At 70.3% G+C, this 14,062-nt stretch carries 13 protein-coding genes; 11 read left to right on the forward strand and 2 right to left on the reverse strand.

Annotated features, from left to right (window positions below; genetic code table 11):
* Nucleotides 1-126: 126 nt before the first annotated feature.
* Entirely contained in the window at nucleotides 127-1,590 is a 1,464-nt protein-coding gene (locus ACJMKX_RS15065; RefSeq protein ID WP_405227242.1) for an OmpA family protein, read from the reverse strand.
* 356 nt (nucleotides 1,591-1,946) lie between these two features.
* Here ACJMKX_RS15065 and ACJMKX_RS15070 point away from each other — a divergent pair, with 356 nt between their 5' ends.
* Entirely contained in the window at nucleotides 1,947-2,153 is a 207-nt protein-coding gene (locus ACJMKX_RS15070) for a hypothetical protein (protein WP_405227244.1), read from the forward strand.
* Between the two features lie 105 nt (nucleotides 2,154-2,258).
* Here ACJMKX_RS15070 and ACJMKX_RS15075 read toward each other — a convergent pair whose 3' ends face one another.
* A complete protein-coding gene (locus ACJMKX_RS15075) occupies nucleotides 2,259-3,080 on the reverse strand; it encodes a DUF2797 domain-containing protein (protein WP_405227245.1) in 822 nt (273 codons plus the stop codon).
* A gap of 113 nt (nucleotides 3,081-3,193) precedes the next feature.
* Here ACJMKX_RS15075 and lipA point away from each other — a divergent pair, with 113 nt between their 5' ends.
* The 10 genes from lipA (at nucleotide 3,194) to ACJMKX_RS15125 (ending at nucleotide 14,040) form a co-directional block, all read left to right on the forward strand.
* The gene (lipA, locus tag ACJMKX_RS15080; protein ID WP_405227248.1) at nucleotides 3,194-4,252 is read left to right on the forward strand and encodes a lipoyl synthase; all 1,059 of its coding nucleotides are present in this window, start codon (nucleotides 3,194-3,196) and stop codon (nucleotides 4,250-4,252) included.
* A gap of 13 nt (nucleotides 4,253-4,265) precedes the next feature.
* Entirely contained in the window at nucleotides 4,266-5,300 is a 1,035-nt protein-coding gene (gene sohB / locus ACJMKX_RS15085; protein WP_405227251.1) for a protease SohB, read from the forward strand.
* A 127-nt stretch (nucleotides 5,301-5,427) separates the two neighbouring features.
* On the forward strand, nucleotides 5,428-6,282 hold the full coding sequence (locus ACJMKX_RS15090; RefSeq protein ID WP_405227254.1) for a M48 family metallopeptidase: 855 nt from the start codon (nucleotides 5,428-5,430) through the stop codon (nucleotides 6,280-6,282).
* Nucleotides 6,243-7,283: a ligase-associated DNA damage response exonuclease gene (locus tag ACJMKX_RS15095; RefSeq protein ID WP_405227257.1), complete on the forward strand. Its 1,041-nt coding sequence runs from the start codon at nucleotides 6,243-6,245 to the stop codon at nucleotides 7,281-7,283. Before ACJMKX_RS15090 ends, ACJMKX_RS15095 begins: the two co-directional genes overlap by 40 nt.
* A gap of 71 nt (nucleotides 7,284-7,354) precedes the next feature.
* The gene (locus ACJMKX_RS15100; RefSeq protein ID WP_405227259.1) at nucleotides 7,355-8,953 is read left to right on the forward strand and encodes an ATP-dependent DNA ligase; all 1,599 of its coding nucleotides are present in this window, start codon (nucleotides 7,355-7,357) and stop codon (nucleotides 8,951-8,953) included.
* Complete coding sequence (locus ACJMKX_RS15105; protein WP_405227262.1) at nucleotides 8,950-11,430, forward strand: ligase-associated DNA damage response DEXH box helicase; 2,481 nt, start codon at nucleotides 8,950-8,952, stop codon at nucleotides 11,428-11,430. Before ACJMKX_RS15100 ends, ACJMKX_RS15105 begins: the two co-directional genes overlap by 4 nt.
* Complete coding sequence (pdeM, locus tag ACJMKX_RS15110; protein WP_405227264.1) at nucleotides 11,427-12,098, forward strand: ligase-associated DNA damage response endonuclease PdeM; 672 nt, start codon at nucleotides 11,427-11,429, stop codon at nucleotides 12,096-12,098. The genes ACJMKX_RS15105 and pdeM overlap by 4 nt, the downstream gene beginning before the upstream one ends.
* Nucleotides 12,095-12,868 (forward strand): DUF429 domain-containing protein, encoded by a 774-nt coding sequence (locus tag ACJMKX_RS15115; RefSeq protein ID WP_405227267.1) that lies wholly within the window; start codon nucleotides 12,095-12,097, stop codon nucleotides 12,866-12,868. Before pdeM ends, ACJMKX_RS15115 begins: the two co-directional genes overlap by 4 nt.
* Entirely contained in the window at nucleotides 12,865-13,614 is a 750-nt protein-coding gene (locus tag ACJMKX_RS15120) for a class I SAM-dependent methyltransferase (RefSeq protein WP_405227269.1), read from the forward strand. Before ACJMKX_RS15115 ends, ACJMKX_RS15120 begins: the two co-directional genes overlap by 4 nt.
* A gap of 48 nt (nucleotides 13,615-13,662) precedes the next feature.
* Nucleotides 13,663-14,040 carry a hypothetical protein gene (locus tag ACJMKX_RS15125; protein WP_405227271.1) on the forward strand — a complete coding sequence of 126 codons (378 nt, stop codon included), beginning with the start codon at nucleotides 13,663-13,665 and terminating at the stop codon, nucleotides 14,038-14,040.
* Nucleotides 14,041-14,062 lie beyond the last annotated feature (22 nt).

Consider the following 14,062-nt stretch of genomic DNA (forward strand, 5'->3'; position numbering starts at 1 on the left):
CTCTCGAAGATCGCCGCCAACTGCATCCTGGCGAGAAAACTCGCCCGCATCGCCTTCACCCTGATCAACCGTCAGCAGACCTTCCAGAAACAGGAGATCGCCTATAGCCAAGCGCCATAGAATCTCCTACATGTCGTCGAGTTCGGGGCTGATGACGATGTCGATGCGGCGGTTGCGGGCGCGCCCGTCCGCGGTCTCGTTGCTCGCGATCGGGCGGGTCTCGCCGTAGCCGGTGGCGCTCAGCCGATAGCTCGGCACGCGCAGCGCGTTGATCATGTATTGCATCACGGCATCGGCGCGCGCCTGTGACAGGCGTACGTTGCTCTCGTCGCCGCCGTAGCTGTCGGTGTGGCCCTCGACGGTCAGCTGGCTGCGCGGGAAGACGTTGATGGCGGCTTCCACCTTCTCCATGAGCGGGTAGTGCTCGGCTTCCAGTGACGCGCTGCCGCTGGGGAAGCTCAGACCGACCAGGCGCAATGTCACGTCGTTGCCCTCGCGGAAGACCTGGGCCTCGTCGCGTTCGAACATCTTCTCCACCTGCGCGAACTGCTCCCGGATGCGGTTCTGGGCCTGCAGGCGCTCCATCAGCTCACGGCGTTCCTCGGTGGCGCCGCCCAGCCGCTCGTCCAGGATGCGGAGTTCCTCTTCCATCTCCGCCACCCGCGAGACGCTGTCCGCCAGATCCTGTTCCAGCGACTGATTTCGTGAGCGGAGATTCTCGACGTAGGCGACCAGCTCGGCCGTGAGTTTCTCGTTGCCGTCGACCAGGTCGGGCACGATGTCGGCGGCACCGGCCACCGCCGTCAGGGCGCGCTCCCAGGAGAGGATGAGTTCCTCCACGGTCAGCTCGTCGTCGCGCACGTCGCGGACCACGTCGGCCAGCCGGATGGCGTGCCGGGCCTCGTAATTGGCCTGGCGGGCGAGGCTGCGGGGCAGGTCGGTGTCGTAGCGGTTCTCGTTCAGCTCCTTCTCGGCCTGCTGCAGCAGGCGCTTGGAGCGTGCCAGCGTGATCGGCGCGTAGCGCTCGACCCGGGCACGGTCGGCTTCCTCCAGCAGACGCCGGGTTTCGCTCAGGTAGCGGCTCTTGATGGCGGAGAGTTCGGCGTCCCGATAGAGACTCTCGGCCTCGCCGGCTCGCTCCTGCGCGTCCTGCAGGTCGCCGCTCTCGAGCTCCCGTATGGCATCGCCGAACTGCTCTTCCGCGTCTTCCCAGATGGGGGCGGAGCGCGCGGGAGCCTCGGCCTTGCGCGCATCCTGGCGAGTCTCGATGACCGTTGCCAGCGTGATGCGGGCGAGTTCCGCCGCCTCGGCGGCTTCGCGGAACTCCTGCTCGGCGTCGGCCAGCTTGCCGCGGATGTAGTCGACGCTGCGTCCTCGCTCCAGGCCGGCCTCCGCGGCCTCGTAGTCCCTGACGCCCCGTTCCCAGTGCCGGGGCGAGAACAGGGACGCCTGGAGTTCCTCCGCGGCCGCGCGCGCGGCGTCGGCGTCCTCGAACAGGGCGGCTCGGAGCTCCTGGGCGCCCGCGGCCGCGGCGGCCAGGGTCAGCAAGCACAGGAGAAGGGAGGCAAGGCGCATAACGGAGTGGGGCATGGGTTCTTCCTGGGGAGCCCGGCCGGTTGCCGGCGGCATCTGTGGGTAACGAGTATCCCGATAGTGTTACGTTGGGTGAGAGTCGTTGCAACCAATTCGGCCGCGGCTGCATCCAGTAATACAAGAGCAAAGCGAATTGACGCGAAACGGCGCAACGGAAGGGGGAGCGCGATCATGAATCATCTGCAGCAGCGGAGTCGGGCGATAGCGGACCGGGAGCAACGGCGCGGGCGCTGCCCGCCGGGACCGCTTATGCGGCCCTTGGGTATGCCGAAGGGGATCAAGAAGGGGATGAAGGGCGATTCTGTGCAGCGGCTCACAGAAACGCCCCGGGCCGGGTGCCTATCCTCGGGCACATGGGAAGACACTGTGCCCAGTACTACGCGGAATTCGTCCTGAGGGAGGGCGGCAGCCGGGATGCCGACGAGTACAGCGGTATCGTCGAACTCTGCCGGCCGGCCGGCGCCGACGTGGAGCCCGAGGACATCGAGGCCCTGCTGGCGCACAACTTCGAACTCGACGCCGACTGCGTCCAGCTGCTGCGCTGGGCCAGAGTGCACTGATTAGCGGTAGGACGCGGCGCGGCCGCGAACGTTTCTCTCCAGGCTTCCGAGCCTCCCGTTGATACGCCCGGCTTGCCCGGGCGTTTTTTTTGCCGCCCGCCCGGTTCAGGCCTCGAACATCACCTCGTAGCCGGCGTACTTGCGTATGTTCAGCACGCCGCTGTCGAGGATGAGGTACTGCCCCTTGACCCCCAGCAGGGTGCCGGTGACCGCGGGCGTCTTGTCCAGATTCAGTGCGCGCACCTTGTCCGGGTACTCCCTGACCGGGTACTCGATCACCACTTCCACCGCATCCGTGACCTGCTCGATGGTGCCGGCGCCGAACTCGGCGGCGATGGCATCGAGTTCCTGCCCCGCAAGCTCCAGCAACTCGTCCCGGCTGTCCGCGAGCGCGCGGGGCTCCGGGTCGCCCTTCAGCATCCGCCGCCAGTCCGTCTTGTCGGAGACGTGGCGGCCGATGGCCACCTCGGCCAGGCCGGCGATGCGCCGGCTTGCCACGCGCAGGACGGGCAGCGCCTGGCGGGCGCCCTGGTCGATCCAGCGTGTAGGCACCTGGGAGGCACGGGTGATGCCCACCTTCAGCCCGGAGGAGTTGGCCAGGTAGACGACGTGGGAGCGCATGCAGTTGGTCTCGCCCCAGTCCGGCTCGCGGCAGGTGCCTTCGTGGAAGTGGCAGCGCTCCGGGCGCACGATGCAGATGTCGCAGCGGGCGAGTCCCCGGGCGCAGGGGAAGCAGTAGCCCTGGTTGAAGCTCTTCGACGTCTTGCGCCCGCAGGCCACACAGTGGATGGCGCCGGTGTGGGCAAGAGTGATCTCCCGGCCGAGGTGGTCGTTCAGAGGCTCCTCGGCGTCGCCCAGCGGCAGCCGGTAGCTCACGGGCGCGCTGTGCTCGGCGCGCAGTTTCCTGAGGTGTCCTTGCAATGGCATGACGCGGCTCCGACCAGAGCGTGTGACGACACAAGTGCGACAGAGTTTGATGCCGCGGTGCGGCATGCGACAATAGCCGGTCAGCTTCCGGATGGCCAGAAGGCCAGGGACCCATGACAGACAAGACCGAAGGTTTCCGCGGCATCCCCATCGTCCAGGACAATGTCCGCGGCGGCGCCCGCAGCGGCGAGAAGTACCGGACGGACGCCGGTTTCACCGCGATCAAGAACGGCATCAAGACCGGCCGTGACGAGCAGCCCGTGACCCGCGGCGGCAAGCCGCGCTGGCTGCGGGCCAGGATGCCCGCCGGCAGAAAGTACTCCGCCGTGAAACAGACCGTGCGCGACAACCGGCTCAGCACCGTCTGCGAGGAATCGATGTGCCCGAACATCGGCGAGTGCTGGAACGCCGGCACCGCCACCATCATGGTGATGGGGTCGGTGTGCACCCGCGCCTGCCGCTTCTGTGCCGTGGATACGGGCAACCCCCGGGGCTGGCTGGACCCCGAGGAGCCGGCCAACACCGCCCGCGCGGTCGAGCTCATGAATCTCAATTACGTGGTGCTCACCTCCGTGGACCGGGACGACCTGCCGGACGGGGGCGCCTCCCACTACGCGGCCTGCGTGCGGGAGATCAAGGCGCTCAGGCCGCAGACCGCGGTGGAGGCCCTGACGCCGGACTTCGACGGCGACACCGTGGCGGTGGAGCTGCTGGTGGATTCCGGACTGGAAGTCTTTGCGCAGAATGTCGAGACGGTGCGCCGGCTCACCCATCCCGTGCGCGACCCCCGCGCCGGCTACGACAAGACCCTGTCCGTGCTCGCGCACGCCAAGCGCTATCGCCCCGACGTGCTCACGAAGACCAGCCTGATGCTGGGCCTCGGCGAGACCGACGAGGAGATCTACGAGACGATGGACGATCTGCGCGCCATCGGCGTGGACATCCTCACACTCGGCCAGTACCTGCAGCCCACCCGCAATCACCTGGCGGTGGAGCGCTTTGTCTCGCCGGAGGAATTCGCCCGCTACCGGGAAGCCGGCCTGGCGAGGGGATTCCTGGAGGTCGTGGCCGGGCCGCTGGTGCGCTCGAGCTACCGGGCCGAGCGGGTGCTGGAGCAGAACAACGTGGGCATAGCCACAGAAGCGAGCGGGGCGGCCTCGGCCGCCTCCTGACGCGGGGACCCGGATGGAAGACTTCTTCGCCAACTACGGCCTGTTTCTGGCCAAGACAATCACCTTCGTCGCCGCCGTGCTGGTAATCATTGCCGCCGGCGCGGCCGCGTCGCGCAAGGTCTCGGGTGGCGAGGGCCTGAAGGTGGAGAACCTGAACGAGCGGTACCGCAAACTGGCGGGCACGCTCAAGCGCAGCGTGGTTAACCGCAAGGCGGCCAAGGCGCTGGCCAAGGCAGAGAAGGCGGCGGCGAAGAAGGCGGCTAAAAGCGCCGCGAAGAGCGACGAATCCCGCCCCCGCACCTTCGTGGTCGACTTCAAGGGAGACATCAAGGCGACGGGCGTCGCCGCCCTGCGCGAGGAGGTGAGCGCGGTGCTCGCCGTGGCCGGTGAGGGCGACGAGGTGCTGGTGCGGCTGGAGAACGCCGGCGGCATGGTCCACGAGCACGGTCTCGCGGCCTCCCAGCTGGTGCGCCTGCGCGAGGCCGGGGTGACGCTCACCGTGGCCGTGGACCGGGTGGCCGCCAGCGGCGGCTACCTCATGGCCTGCATCGCCGAGCGCATCGTGGCGGCGCCGTTCGCCATTCTGGGCTCCATCGGCGTGCTGGCGCAGCTGCCGAACTTCAACCGCATGCTGGACAACCACGGCGTGGAGTTCGAGCAGATCGCCGCCGGCAAGTACAAGCGCACGGTCACGATGTTCGGCAAGAACACCGAGGAGGATCGGGACAAGCTGCGCCAGGAGCTCGAGGACGTGCACAGGCTCTTCCAGGACGCCGTCGGCCGCTATCGGCCGGACCTGGACATGGAGAAGGTGGCCACCGGCGAGCACTGGTACGGCACCCAGGCGATCGCGCTGTCGCTGGCCGACGAGCTCGCCACCAGCGACGAGCTGCTGGTGAAGGCCGTGGAAGACCGGGACGTGTACAAGGTCACCTACGAGATCAAGCAGCCGCTGCCGAAGAAAGTGCTGCACTCCATGGACGCCCTTGCCGAGCGGGCTGCCGACATCCTGTGGCGGCGCCTGCAGGAGAGCCGTTACCTGCGCTGAGCGGCCGGCGCCCGCCTGGTTTAGAATCCGGCGGGAAGCTCTCCGGAGCCTGCCCCGTGGCGCCGCGGCCGGAACTCGGCCGGGCGCCGCCAGTCTGAATGAACACCGAGACCCCACGAGCCGCGCCATGAAGCAGACCCGTTCGTTCCAATTGCTCCGATTGACCGCCGCCGGCCTGATCGCTGCGAGCATCGTGCTGGCAACCGCCTGCGCCACTTCGCCGACCGGCCGCAGCCAGCTGATCCTGAAGTCCGACGAAGAACTCGCGGCCCAGGGAGAGGCGGCTTTCACCCAGCTCAGGGCGGAGATGCCGCTTTCCACCGACCGGGCCACCATCGACTTCGTCGCCTGCGTCGCCAACGCCATCGTCGGCCAGCTCGAAGGCGAGATGGCGGCGCTGAACTGGGAACTGGCAGTGGTCGAGCGGCCGGAGGTGAACGCCTTTGTGCTGCCCGGCGGCAAGATCACCGTATTCACCGGTCTGCTCGGCGTCACCGATAACGACGACCAGCTCGCCGCCGTCATGGGCCATGAGGTCGCCCACGTGACTGCCCGTCATCCCAACGAGCGCGCCTCCCGGGCGACGGCCACCGGCTACACGGTGGGCTTCCTGAGTGCCATCGTCGGCGGCACGGCCATGGCCAACCGCAGCGCATCCACGGCGATCCAGATGGCCGCCCAGCTCGGCATCACGCTGCCGTTCACCCGCACCCAGGAGCGCGAGGCGGACATCGTCGGCATCGAATACATGGCCCGCGCCGGCTTCGACCCGCGGGAGAGCGTGTCGCTGTGGAAGAACATGCGCGAGAAGAACAAGGGCGAGCCGCCCGAGTTCCTCTCCACCCACCCCTCCAGCGAGGACCGCATCGACAAGCTGGTCGCGCATTACCCGGTGGCGCTGAAGCTGTACAACGAGGCGCGTGTCGCCGGCAAGGCTCCCGATTGCGGCGCGAAGCCGGCCGTCGAGAAGCCGGAGTCCTGACCCGGGGCGTGCTGGTCCGCGCCACCGACACCGGCCTCGCCTGCGCGGCCGGTGGCTTCCACATCGACCCCTGGCGCCCGGCGGAGACGGCGCTCATCACCCATGCCCACGCCGATCATGCGCGGCCGGGTTCGCAGGTCTATTACGCCGCCGCGCCCGGTGTCGGCCTGCTGCGCAAGCGCCTCGGCGCCGACGCCGACATCCGCGCCGTCGAATGGAGCGCGCCCATCGCGTTCGGTGATACCACGGTGTCGTTCCATCCCGCCGGGCACGTGCTCGGCTCCGCCCAGATACGCATCGAGGACGAGGACGGCGTGTGGGTGGTGTCCGGTGACTACAAGCGCGACCCGGATCCGACCTGCATGCCCTTCGAGGTCGTCCCCTGCGACACCTTCATCACCGAGGCCACCTTCGCACTGCCGGTGTACCGCTGGAGGCCGGGCCGCGAGACCGCCGCCGAGATCCACGACTGGTGGCAGGGCAACGCGGCCTCCGGACGACCGTCGGTGCTGTTCTGCTACGCGCTCGGCAAGGCCCAGCGGGTGCTGGCCGAGCTGACCGCGTTCACGGACCAGCGCGTCTACGTGCACGGTGCCGTGGACGCGCTGGTGGCCGTCTATCGGGAGGCGGGCGTCGCCATGCTGCCGACGGAGAAGGTGGACCTCCGCCGCAAGGGGGACTACGCCGGCGAGCTGATCATCGCCCCGCCCGGCGCGGCGGGCAGCACCTGGATGCGCCGTTTCCGCCAGGCCAGCACCGGCTTCTGTTCGGGCTGGATGCGCATCCGCGGCCAGCGCCGCCGGCGGGGCTACGACCGGGGCTTCGTGCTCTCCGACCATGCGGACTGGCCGTCGCTGCTCCGGACCATCGAGGAGACCGGTGCCTCCCGCGTGCTGGCCACCCACGGCCACACGGATGCGCTGGTGCGCCTGCTGCGCGAGCGTGGCGTCGACGCGGCCGCGCTGGAGACGCTGTATGAGGGCAGCGGCGATGACCAGTAAGGATCGGCGCAGGAGTCGTTACCAGGGTCGTTACCAGGGTCGGCATCACGGTCGGCACCAGGGGCACCGGCATGCGTGATTTCAGCCGCCTCTACCAGGAGCTGGACCAGACCACTTCCACCAACCTCAAGGTGGCGGCGATGGTTCGCTTTTTCTCCAGTGCGCCGCCGGCGGACGCGGCCTGGGCCGTTTACTTCCTCTCCGGCCGCCGGATGAAGCGCCTGGTGGGACCGGCCCGCCTGCGGCAGTGGCTGTACGAGAGCGTGGACCTGCCGGACTGGCTGGTGGACGACACCTACGCATCGGTGGGCGACCTGGCGGAGACCATTGCGCTGCTGACCGACGCAGGCCGCGCGGCACCCGCCGACGATCGTTCGCTGGCAGACTGGCTGGAGACGGAGATTCTGCCCCTGCGCGGGCTGGACGCCGACGAGCAGGGCGAGCGGGTGAAGCGCTGGTGGGCCACCCTGGACTACGAGCAGTGCTACCTCCTGAACAAGCTCCTGACCGGCGCATTCCGAGTGGGGGTCTCCCGCACGCTCGCGGCGCGCGCGCTGGCCGAGGCCGCCGGCCTGCCGCGGCCGGTGATCCTGCATCGCCTGATGGGGCAATGGGAGCCGGACGCCGGGTTTTTCGAGCGGCTGATGTCGCCGGACGACGGCGAGGCGGATGTCTCCCGGCCCTATCCCTTCTGCCTGGCCGCGCCGCTGGACGACACCCGTCCCACGGACCTGCCGGGCACGCCGGCGGACTGGCAGGTGGAGTGGAAGTGGGACGGCATCCGCGCCCAGCTCGTGCGCCGCGCCGGCCGCGGCTTTCTCTGGTCCCGGGGCGAGGATCTGATCACCGACCGTTTCCCCGAGGTACGAGATGCGGCGCAAGTGCTCCCCGACGGCACGGTGCTGGACGGCGAAATCCTGGCCTGGGACGCCGAGGCTGGCGTGATGGACTTCGCGGCGCTGCAGCGGCGTATCGGCCGCAAGCGCGTCGGTGCGAAGCTGCTGGCGGAGGTGCCCGTGGTCTTCCTCGCCTACGACCTGCTGGAGCAGGGCGGCGATGACCTCCGGCATCGGCCGCTGGCCGAGCGCCGTGCGGCACTGGCGGACGTCGTGCCGGCCGCACACGAGACACTCAGGCTCTCGCCGGTCGTGAAAGCGGGCGACTGGGCGGACTATGCCGCGCTGCGCGGCGAGTCCCGGGAGCGACGGGTGGAGGGCATGATGCTGAAGGCGCTGGACTCGCCCTACGGCACCGGCCGCCAGCGGGGTCTGTGGTGGAAGTGGAAGGTGGCGCCGCACACCGTCGACGCCGTCATGATCTATGCACAGCCCGGACACGGGCGGCGGGCCAACCTGTACACCGACTATACTTTCGCGGTGTGGCGGGACGGCGACCTGGTGCCCATCGCCAAGGCCTACTCCGGGCTCGACAACGCCGAGATCCGGGAGCTGGACCGCTGGATCCGGCGCAACACGGTGGAGCGCTTCGGGCCGGTGCGTTCCGTGCGGCCGGAACAGGTTTTCGAGATCGCCTTCGAGGGCATCAACGCCTCGCGCCGCCACAAGTCCGGCGTGGCACTCAGGTTCCCCCGCATCGCCCGCTGGCGCCGGGATCTGGGCGTGGATGATGCCGACGATATCGAGAGCGTCAGGGCGCTGGTGCCCTCGTGAGCGATAATTTGACGGCAAGTGTGACAGGCGATTTCGATGCGCGGCTGCAGGCGTGGTTCGACCAACGCGGCTGGCGCCTGTTCGACTTCCAGCGGCAGGCCCGCGACGCCTACCTCGCCGGCGAGTCCGGGCTGATCCACTCGCCGACCGGCAGCGGCAAGTCGCTGGCGGCCTGGCTCGGCCCGCTGGCGGAGGCTGCGGCGGCGGGCCGCGCGGACGGCGGACCGCGGGTGCTCTGGATCACGCCGCTGCGGGCGCTGGCGGTCGATACGCGGGAGAACCTGGCAGACGCGGCGGCCGCACTCGGCAGCGACTGGCGGGTGGAGGTGCGCAGCGGCGACACGCCCCAGTCCGTGCGGGCAAGGCAGCGCAGGCGGCCACCCGAGGCCCTCGTCACGACACCCGAGAGCCTGTCGGTGCTATTGAGCTATGCGGACGGCGCCAGCTGGTTCCGGCGACTCGCTTGCGTGGTGGTGGACGAGTGGCACGAGCTGCTCGGCACGAAGCGCGGCGTGCAGCTGGAGCTCTGCCTCGCGCGGCTGCGGAGCATCGCGCCGGGGCTGAGGACCTGGGGCCTGTCCGCCACGCTGGCGAACCTGGCCGAGGCTCGCGAGGTGCTGCTCGGGCCGGGGGCGGAGGGCCGCCTGGTGCGCGGGCAGGCACCGAAGGCCGTACGCATCCGCTCCGTCCTGCCCGATACGCTCGAGCGCTTCCCCTGGGCCGGCCACCTGGGCATCCGCCTGCTGCCGGCGGTGGTCGAGGCCATCGAGTCGAAGGGCTCGACGTTGCTGTTCACCAACACCCGCTCCCAGGCGGAGCTCTGGTTCCAGGGCCTGGTGGACGCGCGCCCCGACTGGGTAGGCCGCATCGCGCTCCATCACGGCTCCATCGACCGCAAGCTCAGGCAGCGCATCGAGGACGGCCTAAGGGCGGGCGAGCTGCGCTGCGTGGTGTGCACCTCGTCGCTCGACCTGGGCGTGGACTTCAGCCCGGTGGATCAGGTGATGCAGGTGGGCAGTCCCAAGGGCGTCGCCCGGCTGCTGCAGCGGGCCGGTCGCAGCGGTCATCGGCCGGGTGCGGTATCGGAGGTGCTGTGCGTGCCCACCCACGCTTTCGAACTGGTGGAGATCGCGGCCGCGCGCCGGGCGGCGGAGCAGGGGCGCATTGAGGCACGCCGGCCGCTGGTCCGCTCGCTGGACGTGCTGGCGCAGCACCTGGTCACCGTCGCGCTCGGCGGCGGCTTCGAGGCGGAGGCCATGCGCGCGGAGGTGGGCCGTAGCCACGCCTTCGCCGGCATCTCGGATACCGAATGGGGCTGGGTGATGGACTTCGTCACCCGCGGCGGCCAGGCGCTGCAGGGTTACCCGCAGTACCGGCGTGTGGAGGCCGTGGACGGGCGCTACCGGGTGACCGACCGGGGCATCGGCCAGCGCCACCGCATGGGTATCGGCACCATCGCCAGCGACACCGCGATGAATATCCGCTGGCTGACCGGGGGCTCGCTGGGCACCATCGAGGAGTCCTTCGTGTCCCGGTTGCAACGGGGCGACCGCTTCCTGTTCGCCGGCCGCCTGGTCGAGCTCGCCCAGGTGCGCGACATGACCGCCTATGTGCGGCGCGCGAAGAAGGGCAAGCGCACGGTACCCCGCTGGCAGGGCGGGCGCATGCCGCTGTCCACCGAGCTGGCCGACAGCGTGCTGGAAGTGCTGGAGACGTCCGGTTCGGGCGCGGACAAACCGGCGGAGGTGGCCGCGGTGGCCGGCCTGCTGGATCTGCAGCGGCGCTGGTCCCGGCTGCCGGTGCCCGCCGAGCTGCTGGTGGAGGTCACGCGCAGCCGGGAAGGCGTCAGCCTGTTCTGTTATCCGTTCGCCGGTCGGCTGGTGCACGAGGGGCTTGCGACCCTGCTGGCGTGGCGGCTGTCCCGGCAGAAGCCCGCCACATTCACGCTCTCGGCCAACGACTACGGCCTGGAGCTGCTCTGCCGCGAGGAGCCGGCCATCGACGAGGAGCGACTCGCCGGGTTGTTATCGCCTGGCGACCTGGAGGCCGACCTGCTCGACTGCATGAACACCAGCGAGATCGCGAAGCGCCGGTTCCGGGACATCGCCCGCATCGCCGGCCTGGTCTTCCAGGGCTATCCCGGCCGCGGCAAATCGACTCGCCAGATCCAGGCCTCCAGTGGACTGATCTTCGACGTGCTGGAGCGCTACGACAGCGACAACCTGCTGCTGGATCAGGCCCGCCGCGAGGTGCTGGAGAACCAGCTGGAGACCCGCCGCATGCGCGAGACGCTGGCGGCCATCGGCGACAAGCGCATCGTAATCGAGCGGCCGGAACGGCTGACGCCGCTCGCCTTCCCGTTGTGGGCGGAGCGCCTGCAGAGCCAGATCCTCTCCAGCGAGACCTGGCGCGACCGGGTCGAGCGCATGGCCGCCAGCCTCGAGCGGGCTGCCGAGCGGCGGCGGAAGAGCGCATGAGCGCGGCGGCATCCGATGCGTGCGCCTGCGCCCTGCCGGTCGACTGCGCCGGCGAGCGATTGCTGCTGCACCATGACCGGGCCGTGTACTGGCCGCGGCGCCGCATGCTGCTGGTGGCCGACGTGCATCTGGGCAAGGAATGGACCTTCGGCCGGGCGGGTCTGGCCGTGCCCGGCGGCGTGACCGAATCGGACCTGCAGCGCCTGACCCGGCTGGTGGCCCGGTTCGGCGCGGACGAGCTCGTCGTGCTGGGAGACTTCACCCACGCGCCGCCGGGCGAAGCGGATCGGTGGCTGGATGCGATCACTGTCTGGCTCGACGAAGTGGATGCGACCGTCAGCATCGTGGCCGGCAACCATGATCGGCCCGCGACACAACAGAGACTCGATCCGCGGATTCGCTGGTTCACCGGGCCCCGGCCGGAACCGCCCTTCGTGCTGCAGCACGAGCCGGAGCCCGACGGCCGAGGTTACGGCCTCGGCGGACACCTGCATCCGGCGGTGCGCCTGCGCAACGGCGCCGATCGGCTGCGCCTGCCCGTGTTCTGGTTCCGGGACGATCACGCCGTGCTGCCGGCCTTCGGCACCTTCACCGGCGGACAGAACATCCGCCCGGCGCCGGGCGACCGGGTGTTCGCGGTGGGCCCCGATGCCGTGGTGGCGCTGTGACCGCCGGCGACGACACCATGGTCCGGACCGCGATGGTGCGGACCATTGTCGGCATCGACTGTGCCACCGACCCCCGCAAGACCGGCGTGGTGGGCATCACGAGGGAAGGCGGGCGCCACCGGGTGATTCATGCGGCCCTGGGCGAGGGCCCCGGTTCCGTCGCTCGCCTCGCCGCAGCGGCTGCAGGCGACGGGCCGGCGCTGTTCTGCCTGGACGCGCCCCTGGGCTGGCCGGCCGCGCTCGGCGAGACGCTCGCGCCCCATCGGGCCGGTGGGGCGCTGAGCCAGACCGAGCCGAATCGTCTCTTTCGCCGCGCCACCGACGAGTTCGTGCGACAGCGGCTCGGCAAGCAGCCGCTGGAGGTGGGCGCCGACCGCATCGCCCGCACGGCGGTCGCCGCCCTGGGTGTGCTGGGCGCGCTGCGCGAACTGCGGGCGGAGTCCCTGCCGCTTGCCTGGTCGCCGGCGCTCGCCGCCAGCGCAGCCATCGAGGTCTATCCCGCCGCCGTGCTGCTCAGCCGCGGCCTGCCCGCACGTCGATACAAGCCAGCGGCCGCGCGCGAGCTGCGGACGGCCATACTCGACGGCCTCGGCGCGGAACTCGACCCTGGCGAGCATCGCGGGCTGCTGCTGGACGCAGCGGACGTGCTCGACGCCGCGCTGGCGGCGCTGGCCGGCGCCGACTTCCTCGCCGGCCGCTGCGCGCCGCCGTGCGACCGGACGCTGGCCGAGCGGGAAGGCTGGATCTGGATACGGGACACCGCGGCATGAGCTTCCGCGATCATTTCTCCGGCGTGTCCGGCGACTACTCCCGCTACCGGCCCCGCTATCCGGAGGCGCTGTTCGACTGGCTGGCGACCGCGGCCCCCGGCCGCGACCTGGCCTGGGATTGCGCCACCGGCAGCGGGCAGGCGGCCGCCGGCCTGGCACCGCGTTTCCGAAGGGTGGAGGCGACGGACGCAAGCGAGGAGCAGATCCGCCGGGCGCCGGCGCTGGCGGGCGTGCGTTTCCGGGTGGCGACGGCGGAGGACTCCGGGCTGCCGGAGGCCTGCGCGGACCTGGTGGCGGTGGCCCAGGCGCTGCACTGGTTCGACACGGACCGATTCTTCGCCGAGGCGGACCGGGTGCTCGCGGATGGCGGATTGCTGGCCGCCTGGTGCTACGAGCTCTGCACCGTCGATGCCGCCATCGATGCGCTGATGATGGAGTTCTACCGCGGGCCGCTCGGCCCCTGGTGGCCGCCCGAGCGGCGGCATATCCACGCGGGCTATGGCACCATCGGGATGCCGTGGCCGGAGCTCGAGACGCCGGCATTCCACATGGAGGCAGACTGGGAGGCCGCGCAGATGATCGGTTATCTGTCCACCTGGTCCGCGCTCACGCGGTGCCGGAAGGCGACCGGCACCGATCCGCTGGCCGATATCGCCGGCCGGCTGGAAGCGCTCTGGGGTCCGGGCCCGCGCCGGGTGCGCTGGCCACTTGCGCTGCGGGCCTGCCGGCGTCCGCCGCGCGGCTGAAGCGTCTCCCGGCGGCGCGATGCCATACACGGACACAGCCATGCCGTCATGAACCGATCCTCTTCCTTCCCGCTGCTTTTCGACCGCCGCCTGTCGTCGGACATCCAGCGCATCGCAGCGGTCCTCGACGACGCCCCTCCGGAGGGGCTTTCCGTACTGCGCATCGCCCGTGCGGCCGCCGTCGACATGGGCCGCACCCAGCGCATCCTGCAGGGCTGGCGGGAGTACTTCACACCGGTGCCCCGTCAGGGCGGGCAGCGCTGGCGTCTCAATCCGGCCGGACCCGGCGGCGCTGACGCGGAGTCCATCCGGCGGGACGTGCGCCGCCGGCGGTCCCTCTGGCGGACGGCGCTGAACCTGAGCGCACTCGCGCTGATGGTGCTAGCGTTCCTGGCCACGCTGTACTACCTCGGGCTGGCGGTCTGAGGCGGCCGCTGCCGCCATCCGC

It is taken from the genome of Lentisalinibacter sediminis, from assembly GCF_040706615.1.
GTDB lineage: Bacteria > Pseudomonadota > Gammaproteobacteria > Steroidobacterales > Woeseiaceae > Lentisalinibacter > Lentisalinibacter sediminis.

Coding starts and splice junctions, on each gene's coding strand:
- ACJMKX_RS15120 (WP_405227269.1), top strand. CDS start 12,865: ATGAGCTTCCGCGATCATTTCTCCGGCGTGTCCGGCGACTACTCCCGC.
- ACJMKX_RS15090 (WP_405227254.1), top strand. CDS start 5,428: ATGAAGCAGACCCGTTCGTTCCAATTGCTCCGATTGACCGCCGCCGGC.
- ACJMKX_RS15065 (WP_405227242.1), bottom strand. CDS start 1,590: ATGCCCCACTCCGTTATGCGCCTTGCCTCCCTTCTCCTGTGCTTGCTG.
- ACJMKX_RS15100 (WP_405227259.1), top strand. CDS start 7,355: ATGCGTGATTTCAGCCGCCTCTACCAGGAGCTGGACCAGACCACTTCC.
- ACJMKX_RS15125 (WP_405227271.1), top strand. CDS start 13,663: ATGAACCGATCCTCTTCCTTCCCGCTGCTTTTCGACCGCCGCCTGTCG.
- sohB (WP_405227251.1), top strand. CDS start 4,266: ATGGAAGACTTCTTCGCCAACTACGGCCTGTTTCTGGCCAAGACAATC.
- pdeM (WP_405227264.1), top strand. CDS start 11,427: ATGAGCGCGGCGGCATCCGATGCGTGCGCCTGCGCCCTGCCGGTCGAC.
- ACJMKX_RS15075 (WP_405227245.1), bottom strand. CDS start 3,080: ATGCCATTGCAAGGACACCTCAGGAAACTGCGCGCCGAGCACAGCGCG.
- lipA (WP_405227248.1), top strand. CDS start 3,194: ATGACAGACAAGACCGAAGGTTTCCGCGGCATCCCCATCGTCCAGGAC.
- ACJMKX_RS15070 (WP_405227244.1), top strand. CDS start 1,947: ATGGGAAGACACTGTGCCCAGTACTACGCGGAATTCGTCCTGAGGGAG.